At 73.0% G+C, this 14,250-nt stretch carries 17 protein-coding genes; 11 read left to right on the top strand and 6 right to left on the bottom strand.

Annotated elements, in window-relative coordinates; genetic code table 11:
- Positions 1-164: 164 nt before the first annotated feature.
- Positions 165-479, bottom strand: coding sequence for a hypothetical protein (locus ACI8AD_RS23900; RefSeq protein ID WP_456873025.1), 315 nt, complete (start codon positions 477-479; stop codon positions 165-167).
- Positions 480-684: 205 nt separating this feature from the next.
- Complete coding sequence (locus ACI8AD_RS23905; RefSeq protein ID WP_456873026.1) at positions 685-2,097, bottom strand: NAD(P)-binding protein; 1,413 nt, start codon at positions 2,095-2,097, stop codon at positions 685-687.
- Between the two features lie 23 nt (positions 2,098-2,120).
- Here ACI8AD_RS23905 and ACI8AD_RS23910 point away from each other — a divergent pair, with 23 nt between their 5' ends.
- The 3 genes from ACI8AD_RS23910 to ACI8AD_RS23920 all read left to right on the top strand — a co-directional run bounded on the left by ACI8AD_RS23910 (position 2,121) and on the right by ACI8AD_RS23920 (position 3,762).
- Positions 2,121-2,738, top strand: coding sequence for a TetR/AcrR family transcriptional regulator (locus ACI8AD_RS23910; RefSeq protein WP_456873027.1), 618 nt, complete (start codon positions 2,121-2,123; stop codon positions 2,736-2,738).
- Positions 2,739-2,815: 77 nt separating this feature from the next.
- Complete coding sequence (locus ACI8AD_RS23915) at positions 2,816-3,205, top strand: VOC family protein (protein WP_456873041.1); 390 nt, start codon at positions 2,816-2,818, stop codon at positions 3,203-3,205.
- A 95-nt stretch (positions 3,206-3,300) separates the two neighbouring features.
- Positions 3,301-3,762 carry a hypothetical protein gene (locus ACI8AD_RS23920; protein ID WP_456873028.1) on the top strand — a complete coding sequence of 154 codons (462 nt, stop codon included), beginning with the start codon at positions 3,301-3,303 and terminating at the stop codon, positions 3,760-3,762.
- 56 nt (positions 3,763-3,818) lie between these two features.
- Here the strand turns inward: ACI8AD_RS23920 and ACI8AD_RS23925 are convergent, their stop codons facing one another.
- Positions 3,819-4,721: a hypothetical protein gene (locus ACI8AD_RS23925; protein ID WP_456873029.1), complete on the bottom strand. Its 903-nt coding sequence runs from the start codon at positions 4,719-4,721 to the stop codon at positions 3,819-3,821.
- A gap of 162 nt (positions 4,722-4,883) precedes the next feature.
- Here ACI8AD_RS23925 and ACI8AD_RS23930 point away from each other — a divergent pair, with 162 nt between their 5' ends.
- The 4 genes from ACI8AD_RS23930 (at position 4,884) to ACI8AD_RS23945 (ending at position 7,462) form a co-directional block, all read left to right on the top strand.
- On the top strand, positions 4,884-5,456 hold the full coding sequence (locus ACI8AD_RS23930) for a carboxymuconolactone decarboxylase family protein (protein WP_456873030.1): 573 nt from the start codon (positions 4,884-4,886) through the stop codon (positions 5,454-5,456).
- A complete protein-coding gene (locus tag ACI8AD_RS23935; protein ID WP_456873031.1) occupies positions 5,453-6,322 on the top strand; it encodes an RNA polymerase sigma-70 factor in 870 nt (289 codons plus the stop codon). Before ACI8AD_RS23930 ends, ACI8AD_RS23935 begins: the two co-directional genes overlap by 4 nt.
- Before the next feature lie 143 nt (positions 6,323-6,465).
- A complete protein-coding gene (locus ACI8AD_RS23940; protein WP_456873032.1) occupies positions 6,466-6,921 on the top strand; it encodes an SRPBCC family protein in 456 nt (151 codons plus the stop codon).
- A complete protein-coding gene (locus ACI8AD_RS23945) occupies positions 6,914-7,462 on the top strand; it encodes a TetR/AcrR family transcriptional regulator (protein ID WP_456873033.1) in 549 nt (182 codons plus the stop codon). Before ACI8AD_RS23940 ends, ACI8AD_RS23945 begins: the two co-directional genes overlap by 8 nt.
- Positions 7,463-7,528: 66 nt before the next feature.
- Here the strand turns inward: ACI8AD_RS23945 and ACI8AD_RS23950 are convergent, their stop codons facing one another.
- On the bottom strand, positions 7,529-8,617 hold the full coding sequence (locus tag ACI8AD_RS23950) for a hypothetical protein (RefSeq protein WP_456873034.1): 1,089 nt from the start codon (positions 8,615-8,617) through the stop codon (positions 7,529-7,531).
- 481 nt (positions 8,618-9,098) lie between these two features.
- Between ACI8AD_RS23950 and ACI8AD_RS23955 the strand changes: the two genes are divergently transcribed.
- Entirely contained in the window at positions 9,099-9,704 is a 606-nt protein-coding gene (locus ACI8AD_RS23955) for a DUF1684 domain-containing protein (protein WP_456873035.1), read from the top strand.
- A gap of 940 nt (positions 9,705-10,644) precedes the next feature.
- Here the strand turns inward: ACI8AD_RS23955 and ACI8AD_RS23960 are convergent.
- Entirely contained in the window at positions 10,645-10,875 is a 231-nt protein-coding gene (locus ACI8AD_RS23960; RefSeq protein ID WP_456873036.1) for a hypothetical protein, read from the bottom strand.
- Between the two features lie 542 nt (positions 10,876-11,417).
- Between ACI8AD_RS23960 and ACI8AD_RS23965 the strand changes: the two genes are divergently transcribed.
- From ACI8AD_RS23965 to ACI8AD_RS23975, 3 genes are all read left to right on the top strand, one after another.
- Positions 11,418-11,849, top strand: coding sequence for a nuclear transport factor 2 family protein (locus ACI8AD_RS23965; protein ID WP_456873037.1), 432 nt, complete (start codon positions 11,418-11,420; stop codon positions 11,847-11,849).
- A 594-nt stretch (positions 11,850-12,443) separates the two neighbouring features.
- On the top strand, positions 12,444-12,902 hold the full coding sequence (locus ACI8AD_RS23970) for a hypothetical protein (protein ID WP_456873038.1): 459 nt from the start codon (positions 12,444-12,446) through the stop codon (positions 12,900-12,902).
- A 455-nt stretch (positions 12,903-13,357) separates the two neighbouring features.
- Complete coding sequence (locus tag ACI8AD_RS23975; RefSeq protein WP_456873039.1) at positions 13,358-13,612, top strand: hypothetical protein; 255 nt, start codon at positions 13,358-13,360, stop codon at positions 13,610-13,612.
- Here the strand turns inward: ACI8AD_RS23975 and ACI8AD_RS23980 are convergent.
- Positions 13,594-14,037, bottom strand: a complete 444-nt coding sequence (locus tag ACI8AD_RS23980; protein ID WP_456873040.1) for a hypothetical protein — start codon at positions 14,035-14,037, stop codon at positions 13,594-13,596. The genes ACI8AD_RS23975 and ACI8AD_RS23980 overlap by 19 nt on opposite strands.
- Between the last annotated feature and the right edge of the window lie 213 nt (positions 14,038-14,250).

The raw sequence follows: 14,250 nt of genomic DNA on the forward strand, positions 1-14,250 counted from the left end.
CCCGCCCACCCCCTGCGACCACCCCCCGCGCCCCCCCGCCCCCCCCCCCCCCCCCCCCCCCCCCCCCCCCCCCCCCCCCCCCCCCCCCCCCCCCCGCCCGCCCCGCCCCCCCCCCCCCCCCCCCCCCCCCCCCCGCCCCCCCCCCCCCGGCCCCGGGACCGGACTCAGGCGCGGCCGCGGACGACGTCGTCGATGACGTTGACGTAGCCCACCTTGCCGATCGGGATGTAGCAGAGCAGGCCGTCGGCGTTGCGGTCGTACCGCGCGAAGGCACCCGCGGCGGTCGCCTGGTGGTCCTCCGCGACGTCGTCCTCGGGCGTGGCGTCGGCCAGGGCCTGCGCCAGTTGCGACTGGTCGGCCGCGGTGTAGGGCACCGGACACTCCCCCGGCCGCGGCGGGGCGGCCGCGGCCGGGCCGGCGGTGCCGACGGCGACGAGCACCGCGGCGGTGAGCAGGGCAGAGCGACGGAGCAGGCGCATGACGACCCCCGTGTCCCCGTGCGGGGCCGACGGGACGACCGCCCGACCGGCCGTCCTCCACGACGTCGGACCCCGGGGCGGGGGACCGTACGCCGCGGCGGGCGCCACGAGGAGGGGTGCTCCGGCACCGGGCTCGCCGAGGGCGGCGGGTCGCTCCGCAGCGCGGACCGGTCCGTCACGGCGGGGTGACGACCTACCGCCCTGGTCAGCCCGCCGTCGCGCCGGCCAGCCGGGGCAGGTTCCCCATGGCGGCCACCGCCTGCTCACGGAACCGGGCGAGCACCGCCTGCCGGTGCTCGTCGTCCCGGTCGACGGCGGTGACAAGCTTGCTGAAGCCGTCCAGGCGGCTGCCGCGGATCCAGCGGCGCAGCTCGCGGTCCTGCGACCAGTGGAACTGGTTCCACATCGTGGTCATCGTCGCGCCGGCGTAGTCGTCGAGGGTGTGCGGGAACGCCACCGGCCCGCAGAGCCGGTTCTTCTCCTCCTCGTCGTCGCGGTGCGCCTCCACCCAGGCGATCAGCGCCGCGCTGAAGGCCGGCTGGGGCAGCCGCACCATCTGCAGCACGATGCGGTCGCCCTGGAACACCGGCTGGACCGGGCGGCGCCGGACGGCCGAGGCGGTGCAGTCAACGAACAGGGTGTCCGGCGGCACGGCGACCTCGCCGTCGTCGAGGACCATCCGGCCGGTCTCCAGCGCGCGGACCCGCCCGAGCCGGACGACGTCGCGGATGCGGCGCAGCACCTCCACCTCGCCGGGGGCCACCGTGGCCAGGTGGAACATCCCCGGGGTGCGCTCGCGGTCGACGCGGGTCAGCGCACCGCAGGCCTCCAGCCGCAGGAACAGGTCCTCGGTGGAGGTGGCCTCGGCGAAGGCGGCCATCTGGTCGGCCTGCCCGCCGATCACCTCGTCGAAGAACTCCGGCGCGGGTTGGGTGGTCACCCGGTTGATCAGCCACGAGTCGCGCGGGACGACCCAGGTGATCGCGTCCGGGTCGGCCCCGGCCTGGACCAGCCAGACGCAGGTGTCCATGGCGGTCTTGCCGGCGCCCAGCACGGTGAAGCGGCTCGGCGGCGACTGCTGCCGGCTCCACAGGCCCGGCAGCGCGTTCGGCGGCACCAGCTGCACCCCGGGCGCGACGGCGAACGACGGCGTGGAGGTCGAGGGCACCGACGGGCTGTTGTAGGTGGCGTCGACGACCTTGTCGCGCACCTGCACCTGCGTGACGGCGCCGGACAGCAGCGAGCGGAAGCGGCCCTCCCCCTCGTACTCGCACATCGGGTGGTAGGAGACCCGCCCGCTCGGGACGAGGCGGCTGCTCACGAGCCGGTCGTAGTAGCCGCTGATCTCCGGGCCCGAGGCGAGCTCGTACAGGCCGCGGTTGAGGCCGGTGGTGTCCTTGCGGCCGGTGCCCAGCTCGGTGGAGTTGACGCCGTAGAAGGCCGAGGGCTGGTGCAGCGTGACGAAGGGGTAGGCGTCGTTCCAGTGGCCGCCGGGCTTGCCGTGCCGGTCGACGATCGTGATGTGTGCGTCGGTCTCGTCGAGCAGCGTGTCGGCGAACGCCAGCCCTGTGGCGCCGCTGCCGACGACGAGGTAGTCGGTGTCGATGACGGAGGGCATGACGGCGAGGGTATAACAGTGTCATGACAGTGTCATCCGGCTCGTGGCCGGAGCCGCCGACCGACGACGACCGCCGCACCCGGGTGGTCGAGATCGCCGCGCGGGTGCTGGCCGAGGAGGGTCCGCACGGGCTGTCGCTGCGGCGGCTGGCCGCTGCGGCCGGCGGCTCGACGCAGCTGGTGTACACGCTCTTCGGCGGCAAGCCGGGTCTCGCCGACGCGCTCTACGCGGAGGGCTTCCGCCGGCTCGGCGACGCCGTCCGCGCGGCCTCGGCGGCCGACCCCTCACCGGCGGGCGCCCCGGAGCGGCTGGTCGTGCTCGCGCGTGCCTACCGCCGCTTCGCCGTCGCCGAGCCGGCGTTCTTCTCGGTCATGTTCGGCCCGGCGATCCCCGGGTTCGTCCCCGGCCGGGCGACCCGTGAGCAGAGCCGCGAGCGGTCCTTCGGCCTGGTGGTCGCCGCGGCGCAGGAGTGCCTCGACGCCGGGACCCTGCACGCACCCGACGCGGTCACCCTGGCGCAGGCGTGCTGGACGGCCACCCACGGCGTCGCCGCGCTGCGGCACGCCGGACTGCTCGAGGGCGATCCCGAGGACCTCGGCGACTCCCTGGTGCGGACGGTGGTCGACGCCCACCGCCGCTGAGCGATGAGCCCGGCCGTCCGGCACCGTCTCCCCTGCAGGCGGCACGGCGCTGCCGGTGAGAGGGAGCTGTCGTGGACATGAAGCTGGAGCTGGTGCCCGTCCCGGTCGCCGACGTCGACCGGGCCAAGGCCTTCTACGTGGAGCGGCTCGGCTTCGTCGAGGACGTCGACGTCTCCCCCGCCGACGGCGTGCGGGTGGTGCAGCTGACCCCGCCGGGGTCGGCGTGCTCGATCGGCCTGGGCACCGGGCTGCCGGTCTACGACGACGCCGCGCCGGGCTCGATCCGCGGCCTGCACCTGGTGGTCCCCGACATCGAACGGGCCCGCGCCGACCTCGTGGCCCGCGGCGCCGAGGTCGGCGAGGTCGTGGACGTCGGCGGCGGCGTCCGGTACGCCGGGATCACCGACCCCGACGGCAACACCCTGACCCTGCAGGAGATGGCCTGGCGGACCGGCGACGCCTACTGACCGCCCGGTCACGAGCCGCAGCCGGTTTGCGGACCGGCCCCGCGCGATATCCCTGCAGGGACCGTCACGACCAGGCTGCGAGGGCTGGAGGAGACATGGGCAAGGTGACGTTGGGGCTCGGCTTGGGCGTCGGGTACGTGCTCGGTGCGCGCGCCGGCAAGGAGCGCTACCGGCAGATCGTGCAGGCCACGCAGGGCCTCCTCGGGCGACCGGAGGTCCAGCAGACCCTGGAGAAGGCCCGGGACGCCGCACCGGCGCCGCTGCAGAGCAGCATCGACAAGCTGACGCAGGCCGGCTCGGGTGGCTCGTCCGGCTCCGGCGGCTCGCCCGGCTCGGGCGGCTCGTCCGGCTCGGGCGGCTCCGGGGGGATCGCGACGCCGACGGTGTCCACCGGGACGGTCGACGTCGACCCCGCCCTCCCCGGGGACGTCGGTCTCGCCGCGACCCCGCCGCCGCCGGTGGGCGGCGCGGGTGACCCCGGGCTGACCGGTGCCGGCGTGCCCGACCCGCTCGTGCCGCCCGCGAAGTCGGACGGCCCCTCGACCGGTCGCCCCTGAGCGTCCCGCACTGACGCCGGTGCAGGTGGGCGGCGCCCACCTGCACCGGCGGCCGGTCACGCCGGGCGGCGCCCGACGGCCCACCAGCCGTAGGCCCCCGTGGCGACGACCACGGTGAGCAGGGCCCCGTAGACCCAGAGGGAGGGGCCGCCCCGCATCTCGTCCTGGTACCGGAGCAGGACCGCCCACTGGAAGGCGCCGAAGGCCGCGTAGGCGATGGCCGGGACGCGCAGGCGGCCGAGGTCCCGCTCCCGGATCACCAGTCCGGCGCCCACGGCCAGCGCGATGAGCCAGGCACCGACCACCTGGGCGCTGAGCGGGGTCAGGGGCCAGGGCCAGAACCCCGCCATCGGGTGGGTGCCGTGGTGGAGGGTCAGGCCCAGGGCGAACAGGACGGCGCCGACGGAGCCGAGCGCCACGCCCTGCGCGGCGAGCACCCACCGCAGCCAGACCGGCATGGCGCTGCGGACGGCTCCCGGTCCTCGGCTCCCCCGCTGCCGGACGAGGACCACGACGCCGCACACCGGCACCGTCAGGTACACCGCCACCCACACCCAGGCCGCCGCCCTCGCTCCGGGATCCGCCGCGGTGAGGTGCAGCCGGTGCGCGTGCCAGTACGTCGCGGCCAGGGTGAGGACCGTGAACGCGGTGACCGTTCCCACCGCGACGCGGACCCGCTCCCACGAGCGCTGCCGCAGGGACAGCATCGACAGGACGAGGCCGGCGGCGTACGCGGCTCCCAGGAAGGCAGCGGTCGGCCGGGCCTGGATGGTCCACGCCCACTGCCGGTCGGTGTGCCCGCCCTGGACCAGCAGCTGGTGGGTGGCCAGGGCGGTGAGCAGGGCGAAGGCGGTGAGCAGGCGTCGCGCGCCGGCCCCGAGGGAGCGCTCGTCCGGCCCCGCGGTCGGGTGGGCGCCCCGTCCGCGCTCGGCGTCGATCGGTGCCACGGTGCCGGTCATCGGCCCGGTCCGCGTCGTGTTGCTGTCCACGTCATGCGACGACCGTGCGACCGGACCGTTGCAGGCCCGCTGCAATCCGCGTGGAGCGTCGCGCAACCCGGCTGTCACACGGGGAGCGCGGTCGGTGTCTCCATGTCGAGGACATCGACACCTGGAGGAGACATGACGAGCACCACCCGGGTTCCCCCGACGGAGATCACCAGCGTCTACGGGAGCCTGCTGAAGATCATCAGCCGTAGGGTGTTCGGTCAGGTCCCGGAGGGCGCCGGGGTGATGTGGCACCACCCGGCCGTGCTCAGGGACTCGATGGCGTTCGGCCGCAAGGTCGACGCGTGGAACCGGCTGGACCCCCACCTGGCGACCTTCGCGGCGATGGCCGCGGCCGGGGTCATCGGCTGCGGCTTCTGCCTGGACCTGCACCACTTCCTGAGCCACGACCGCGGACTCGACGAGGCCAAGGTGCGGGAGGTGCCGCGCTGGCGGCGGTCCGCCGTCTTCACGCCCGTGGAGCGGCGTGTCATGGAGTACGCCGAGGCGATGAGCCAGACCCCGCCGGCCGTGACCGACGAGATGTCGGCCGCCCTGCTCGACGAGCTGGGGCCGGCCGCGCTGGTGGAGCTGACCGCCAGGGTCGGCTTCACGAACTCCAGCGCGCGCGGGAACGTGGCACTCGGCATCCGGTCCCAGGAGTTCTCGGCGTCCTGCGGTCTGCCGCCCCTGGCTCCCTCGGCATGATCCAGGACCCGTTCGTCGCCCACCGCGGCCTGCTGTTCACCGTCGCCTACGAGATGCTCGGGTCGGCCGCCGACGCCGACGACGTCGTGCAGGAGACGTGGCTGCGGTGGGCCGAGGCCGACCGGGCGGCGGTGCGCGACCCACGGGCCTACCTGGTGCGGATCGTCACCCGCCAGGCGCTCAACCGGTTGCGCGCCCTGGCCCGGCGCCGCGAGGACTACGTCGGCGAGTGGCTGCCAGAGCCGCTGCTGACCGGCCCCGACGTGGCCGAGGACGTCGAGCTGGCGGAGAGCGTCTCCATCGCGATGCTCACCGTGCTGGAGACCCTCTCCCCCACCGAGCGGGCGGTCCTCGTGCTGCACGAGGTGTTCGACGTGCCCTACGACGAGATCGCCGTGGCGGTGGGCAGATCGGCCGCCGCGGTGCGGCAGATCGCGCACCGGGCCCGGCGGCACGTGGCCGCGCGCCGCCCGCGAGCGACGGTGAGCCGCGCCGAGCAGCAGCGGGTCGTCGACCGGTTCCTCGCCGCGCTGACCGCCGGTGACCTGCAGGGACTCCTGGACGTCCTCGCGCCCGACGTCGTGGTGGTCGCCGACAGCGGGGGGCTCGCGCCCGCCGCCCGGCGCCCCGTGGCGGGGCGGCTGCGAGTGGCCCGGGCCCTGTCCCGCTTCGCCGACCTCGCACCCGGTGTCGAGATCACCACGCCGCTGGTCAACGGCGCGGTCGCCGCCCGCATCGACCCCGGCGGCGAGAACGACACAGCGGTGACCTTCGTCGTCGAGGACGGCCTGATCACCCACGTGTACGCGATGCGCAACCCGCACAAGCTCGGCCGCCTCGACGAGGTCGCCGACCTGCGCCGGTGACCCATCCCCGCCCGCGGCCGCCGGGCGGAGCAGGCCCGGACGCGTCGGACGCCGATCTCCCCGTTCTGGTACCCCGCCCCCTTGACGCGGCCGCCGGGTCGGCGCGACCATCGGCTAACACCGTTAGCTGAAGTGAGGTCGACATGAGCAGGCGACTGACCAGCGAGATCGACGTCGGCGCCCCGCCCGAGCGGGTGTGGCAGGTCCTGACCGCGTTCTCGTCCTACGCCGACTGGAACCCCTTCATCGTCCGCGCCGAGGGCGAGGCCCGGACCGGGGCGCGACTGACCCTGCGCATGCAACCGGTCGGGGGGCGGGCGATGACCCTGCGGCCCACGGTGCTGGAGGCGGTCGCCGGGCAGCGGCTGCGGTGGCTGGGTCGGCTGGGGGTGCCCGGCCTCCTCGACGCCGAGCACACCTTCCGCCTCGAGCCCCGCCCCGGCGGCGGCACCCACCTCGTGCAGGACGAGGTCTTCCGCGGTGTGCTGCTGCCGCTGGTGGGCCGTTCGCTCGACCGCGGCACCCGGCCGGCGTTCGGGCTCATGGACCGGGCGCTCAAGGAGCGGGCCGAGGGCTCGCTGACCACGCCGGGTGCGTGAGCTCAGCCCGCGCGCCCGGGAGATCGTGGCCACCGCTCGGGAGGTCCTGGAGAGCGAGGGCCCGCAGGCGCTGACGATGCGTCGCATCGCCGACGACCTGGGCATCCGGGCGCCGTCGCTCTACAAGCACGTGCCGCACAAGACGGCGCTGGAGACCGCGATCGTCGTCGACGGCTTCCGGGAGGCAGCGCTGCGGTTCGAGTCCGCCGTCGACGGCGCCGCCGATCCGCTCGGCGCCTTCGTCGACGCCTACCGCGCGTTCGCCGCGGCCCATCCGCACGTGTACCGGCTGATGACCCAGCGCCCGCTCCCCCGCGACGACATGCCCCCCGGCCTGGAGGCGCGGACCGCGGCTCCCCTCCTCCGGGCGGTGGGCAGCCCCCGGCGGGCGCGGGCGGCGTGGGCGTTCGTCCACGGGATGACCGTGCTCGAGCTCGACGGCCGCCTGCCCGACGACGGCGTGACCGAGGACGCCTGGCGCGAGGGGATCGCGGCCTTCCGCCCACCGCCGCCCGGAGCCGGCCGGCCCGCGGAGCACTGAGCCGGCCGGCGGACCTGCCCGGGTGCGCCCGCACCCCGGCAGGTCCGCCGGCCGTCGGTCCGCGGTCTACGCGTCGGGCGCCACGAGCTCGGGCAGCTCGGCGTCGAAGAGGGCCGCGAAGGCCTCGGCGGACAGGATCGCCCCCTGCGGTCGCGCGTCGTTGGCGAGCGCGGCCGCCCAGGCGGAGGCGCGCATCCGCTGCTGCGGGGTGCCGTGGTGGCCCGGGTCGTCGAAGAAGCAGTCGCCCACCTCGTAGAAGGTCTGCTCGGCCTGCAGCACCCGCCGGGTGTTCAGGGCCAGACCGCGGGCGTGGACGGCGTAGTAGGTGGCGTAGGCGTCGGCCATCAGCTCGGTGCGCCGGGTCGCCTCGGCTCCGGTCAGCGGGGAGTCGAACAGGCCCAGCTCGAACTGGATGTGGTGGCCGAACTCGTGCGCCAGCACGAGGCGGGGGCCGACGTCGCCGATGCCGATGGCCTCGAGGAAGTCGATGACGCCGTCACCCATGATGATCTTGTCGGGGATGGAGGCGAACAGGGGGTCGGACTCCCCCTCGCCGCTGAAGGCGAAGGCGTTGAGGGTGAAGATCGGGTTGTCGCCACCCTGGAACGCCGGGACCGAGGCCACCGTGTCGGCGATGTACTGGGCCCGCTCGGCGGCGGCGGCCTCGGTGTAGCCGAAGACCACCACGAGCACCCGCGCGACCCGGTCGACGTCGAGGAGGACGTCACCGTGCATGGCGAGCAGCTGGATGTCGGAGGAGTCGATGTCCCAGAACCGCCGCAGGTCGCGGAAGGTGTTCTGCAGCTGCCGGGCCTGGCCCTCGAGGGCGTACTCGGGGTCGGACGCGGTCCCGAAGAGGAGGGCGTCGTACGTCGGGATGTCCAGGGCCTCTGTGGTGACCAGGAACTCGAGCTCCGACTCGGTGAGCTCGCCCAGCAGCTCCTCGAAGTAGGCGTCGAGCGAGGTGGGTCCGCAGACGTAGTCGCCCGGGTCTATCGCCTGCTCGACGAGCCGGCGGGCGGGCGACTCGACGTCGGACCGGGTCGGCGGTGCGGCCGAGGCGGTCGGCGCGACGAAGCCGATCGTGAGGAGGGTGGTGGCGAGGAGGACAACCGCCCCGCGCAGCCGGGTGATCACCATGGGACTCCCTGTCATCGTCGCCGGCGACGGTGCCGGCAGCGGATGTGAGCCGCGTCACCCTAACGGGCGATGCCGTTCCGTGGTTGCGGTGTCACCACCGGTTCCGTCTCCGGTCGCGGGACCGGTGTCCGGCGGGACGTCCAGGAGCCGCTCCCCGCGGTCCCGTCGCTCACCGGCGCGCTCGCGCAGCAGGGAGGCCAGTGCCGGGCTGCTGACGGAGTCGGCGCGGCGCTCGAGGAGCTGCGCGGTCGCCAGCTCGTCGGCCGCACGCTGCATCCGCAGCAGCCGCCGGAGCTGCTCGTGCCGGTTCGACGGTCGGTGCCCGCCGTCGACGGGCGTGACCCCGTCCTGGTGACCCCTGGTCATCCTGTGCCCCACATCCCTGCCGGTCCCCGTGCACCGATGACGACGCGGTGGTGCCGATCGCATGACGCGGAGCAGGTGGTCGGCCGGACAGCCGGCGCGGCCGCCCTCCGTCCCGTGGCAGGGTCGCCGCGTGAGCCTGACCCTGCTCGACTGGCGGCGCCAGGTCGCCGAGCTCTACGCCCGCGTGCGGGCGGCCGACGACCCCGAGGAGGGCTGGCGGGCGTGGGGCGCCGGCCGCGACGCGCTCTTCGTCGGCCACCCCGACTCGCCGCTGGACGAGGCCGGCCGCGCCCGCGGCGGCCTCCCGCTGGCGCCCTACGACCCCGCGCTGCGCTTCCGCCCGCGGCTGGACACCGACGTCGAGCCGGTCCTCCTCCAGCTGCCCACCGCGGACGACGGGGTCGTGGCGATGACCCGGATCGGGCGGGTCACCCTGGGCGACCTCGGTCGGCTCGACGTCTGGTGGCTCGGCGGGTACGCCGGTGGGCTCTTCCTGCCGGTGCGCGACGCCAGCGCCGGGACGACGACCTACGGTGGCGGCCGCTACCTGCTGGACACCATCAAGGGCGCCGACCTGGGCGGGGACGCCGGCTCCCTGGTGGTCGACCTGAACTTCGCCTACCACCCGTCGTGCACCTACGACCCCCGCTGGTCGTGCCCGCTCCCCCAGGAGGGGAACCGGCTCGACGCCGTGGTCGCCGCCGGGGAGCAGCTGCCCCCCGGCGGCTGGTACTGACGCCTCCGCGCGGGCTCCCCCGCGAGGTGCACGGGCGGGCCGTCCTACACGTTGAGGCGGAACTAGGACCCCCGGTCATCTGACTTGCGGCTTCATCCACACTTTCCGGCCTGACCTGCGGACTTACCCTCGGTCAGTTCCCATCGCGTTCCGGTGGCTTTCGACGTCTTGTGCCTCCGGTGTGCCAACAGACACCCTGAATGCAGAGCGGCCCCGGTCCGGTGCTGGAACACCGTCCGGGGCCTTGATCCCCACCCTGATCAGGAGCACGAGGACCTACGTTCCTCGGTCGCTGTAGACGGGTCCACCCCCGCGGGATCGTGCAACACGCCGCTGGAGACACGCACGCAAGGGGCCCAGGGCCCTGGGGCGACCGCCGTACCGTCGACAGCCTCACGGTCAGCCGGACCCACCGGTGACGGAACAACCAGCGAGCGGGGAGGTGAGCACATGCGCGGCTACAGGTGGGCTTGATCGGCAGGTCACAGCGGGCCCCGCTTTCTGCGTGACGGCGGGGCCCGTGTTATTCAGTCAAGGCACCGCCCCGGGGTTCTCTCACCACGGCGGGGCAGGTTCGCGGGCGCCATGACCGCGACGCCGTCTCGGTCGAGCTCTCAAGGCACTCGGCAATCGCCTCGTGCAGCGCCCGCAGTCGGTCGACGTCGCCGCGATGACGTGTCCAGTCGCGGAACAGCGAGTCGATGTGCCCGGTGGACTGTCGAGCCTCCTCGACCCAGTGGTGTACGTCGGCGTTGACCAACTCGGCGGGCATCCGGCCCCCGACACGGCTGCCGTCGCGACGGCGGTACTGCTCGAGGTACGCGCCGCGCGGGCTGCGGACACCGACGGCGCTGTGCGGTCCGTCGGTGCGGACCGCGGTGCCGGTCAGCCGGTCTGCGCCATGGAGGGACGCAGTGAGCGATTGTCCTCAGCCGCTGGGCTACATGGGCGGCTGGATAGTGGGTGCGTCACCTCGAGCGCGAGCCACGATGCCCCAGTCGACCGGACCACCGACGCCCGCGCGCAATAGGCGCACCGCTTCCTCCTCGGTGATCCGGTCCGCGCCCGGCTCACCGTTGTGGGTCCACATGATGACGGCGGGCCAGTCGACCAGGCCCTCACCGGGCACGAACCGACGCGGGAAACCATCCCCCTCAATCACTGCGATCACCGCGTACGGACCTGGGTCGCCTGGGTCCTGAAGAGCCCACCATTTATTCGCCATCGGTCGACTCACCTCCGAATGGCGTGCGGTGCCGTCTCGTCAAGGGGCGCATCGGCGGCTGGGGACGCGGTCGCGTCACGAATCCGTCAACCACCGAATCGGTGAGGTCGGGGCCGCTGGTCACCACGACAGTGGTCGCGTACTCGAACCAGCCTGCCCACGGTGGCGCCCGGGATGTGTCACCGGGCCGGTCACCGTGAAGGTTGACCAGTCCGGTGTCGCGTCGGCCGAGACAGTCATCAGAAGGAGCTGTCCGCGTAGGCCGGCAGCAGCTCGGTCGGGGTTGTCATACGGCAGTGCGGCTGCCGCTGTGTACTCCACGGAGCAAGGCTGATGGCAAGTGTCGTTGCGGCGCAGTCCCCAGCTAGACCCGTCACCCCTTCGGGCTGTCAGTTGCCGCCTCCGATTAGTCAGGGCAGGCGCACGTGCTCCGGCCGTACCGGCGTCGAGTGCTGACCCCAGGGTGATGACCGAGGTAAACCCAGGCCATGACAGAGTCCCGGTCGAACCTTGAAACCATCAAGCGGATGATCGCGGCCTACAACGCAGCGGCTGCAGCCGGCTCGAGCGCCGAGGAAGCCGCGAACCGGACGTGGCAGGTGTTCGACCAGTATTACGCGCCGGACGTGCGGTGGGTGGAAGCTCCCTTACCCTTCTTCCCCCATGGTCGAAGCGGTGGTCGTGCCGAGGTCGAAGCCGCGGTGAGAAGCGTCTCGGCGCTGTTGAGCGAACGGCGCTACACCCTTGTCGATGCCTTCGCGGTGGACGACCGCGTCGCTGCTGAGTACCTGTGGGAAGCTACCTACCGGGAGGGCGACCGCCAGCTCCGAGTGCACATGGTGACGTTGTACCGCCTGCAGGACGGCCGGTGCATCGAGGTCCGCGAGTACCCATGCGTCGAGGCCCCACCATCCCCCTGACCCCTACCACTCGGGCAGCCGCATCTGATCCGGCCGCACCGACGTCAGGTGCCGGCTCCAGCCGTACTCACGCAGTTGCCGCCAAGTGACCGCGGCCCGCCAACCGAACCCGTCGTCGCACGGCCGCCACGCGGTCTGCTCGCCGGGCCACCACTGTCCATCGTTGAAGACGAGGACGTCGCGAGGCGGGGCGAACAGCTGCGGTGGATGAGGCGCGGCCGTTGGAACACACGTTCGATGTAGCCACTGGCAGTCGGTGCGCTACGCGACGCTTCCACGGTGACCTGCCGGGCGACGATGGCACTGCCGTACGACGACCGCGAGCGAGCCATCGCCGGCTTGCGCGGGTAGTTGCGGCTCATGGCCATCGCGGACGACGCCGTGCTCGACTTAGTCGACGCTGCGGGTTGACGGACCCGCGGAGACGGTTGGCCAGCACGGCATCGTGTGGTTCGAATGGACCGCCACGGCGACGGCACAGCAGAGGAGCTAGCCCCTCCTGGGCGACTCGAGGCAAGTCCGAGCACCAGCAGCCGATATGGAACTCGGACGACCTTCCTCAGGCAACTGACTCGATGCGCTTACGGGGAGCACATGCGCCGCACCGTCGCCGTCCTGGCCGCTGCCGCCAGTCTGGTCTTGGCCGCCTGCTCCAGCAGCAGCGAGACAACCGCTGACGCGGCGGAGACGACGGCAGCCAGCACGACCGTCGACACGGATCAGTACTCCGATCAGGTCATTGACGCTTTCGATGCCACCTACCCAACGGAGGGCACGGACACCGAAGCCCCGCCGTCGGACTGGGCCGCGTTCGTCGACACCATCCGTGATCTGCAGCCGCCAGAGGGCGAGGAGACGGCGCACCGTCAGATGGTGTCGGCGTTCGACGCCTATGTTGACGCCCGCGAGGAGGCCGAGGACACGTGCGACGAGAGCCCGGGTCCGGGCGGCCCGTGCTTCCGGTCCGTGAGTGCCGCCGGCGACGCATGGAGGACGGCGATGGATCGGGCTTACGAGTTGCCTGGCCTGTCCTGGCAGGCGCTGCTCGGGTGAACAGCCGGTAGACGCGCTCCTCAACGGCTCATGACGGGCGGGATCACTCCCGTGCAGGGGCCCGAGCCGCCCGTCGCCCTCGGCGACCATCTGCCGCCTCAACTGCACTCAGTCCAGGCCGCCCGGCCAGCCGAACCGCTGGCACCACTGCAGGCGGGCGTCCGTTCACGGCGACTTCGCCTAGTCGAGCCGCCACTGCCCTGGAGACGTCCTGGCTGGCCCGGTCAGAGATGGCCGAGACTGCGGCGGCGGTGGCGGCTTACGGCCACCGCGGACGCGTCACGCCCGAGTGGGTGACGCTGACGCTCGACGGGACGATGGAGACGATCGGTCGGCATGGCGTCGAGTGATCGAGAGCTCAGGCGCTCGAGACTCGGCCCCGTCCCGTTCCGGAACCTCTGGTCAACTAAGTCCAGCGCGGGTGAAACTGCGGCCCTCACGAACGGGGGCACATCATGGGACTGCGTTTCGGTGTGGGCATCGGGCCCTTCTACGCATCCGCTGGACTGCCGAAGCTCGGCCTCGGCCGCGCCGCAAGCCGCGGAGTCAGCGCCTGGATCAGCTTGTCGATCGCGATGATGATCTGGATGGTCAAGTTCTCGGTCCTGCTCGTCTGGTGGACGGTCAAGCTGCTGGGCATCGCCTGTATGTGGGCCGGTACTACCACCGCGACCTTTGCGCAGTCCCGGCGTCAGTCGCCCCCCACGTAGGGAACCCGACCCGGGTCGACGACCGGACCGGGACGTCGGTGCGGCACCTGGGAACCTCGAGGAGCCGCCTCCTCTGCTGCAATGGGGGTCGGGTCGACGTCCCGCTGCGCGACGCGGGCACGGGTCGTCGCATCGAGGGGCGGTAGCGGGATCGACGGTCGCTCCTCGCGCCACCGTTGCCGCGCCCGTAGGAAGGCCTCAACCTCGACGACGGTGACAAAGCCACGCGGGTCATCGGCGTGGCGCCAGGCGATACGCAACAGTTCCTCGGGCGGTTCGCGCGCCGAGTGCACCCGCGTCTGACCGGCCGAGGGGGTGACCGTCGTGCCGTCACGGGCGATCGCCTGCCGCAGCTCCTCGCACCCGTCGAGCAGCCGGCACAGCTTGATCAGGAGCGAGAGCTTCACCTTCGACAGCTCACACATGCTGAACGCGATGTCCCAACAGGCCCCGTCCACGGGACTGCAGCCCACTCGGGCGTCTCACCGGAGCCCTCGCTGAGGGCTGACGGCTAGGGCCTGTCTGAGCGATCTCGGCGGGTGAGGTCACACAGCCAGATGCGGATGGCCGCGACGGTGACGGTGCCGGCGAAGACGTAGCCGCGTTTGTCGGTGCGCATGGCCACGGCGCGGTGGTCC

Source organism: Geodermatophilus sp. SYSU D00766, from assembly GCF_054049915.1.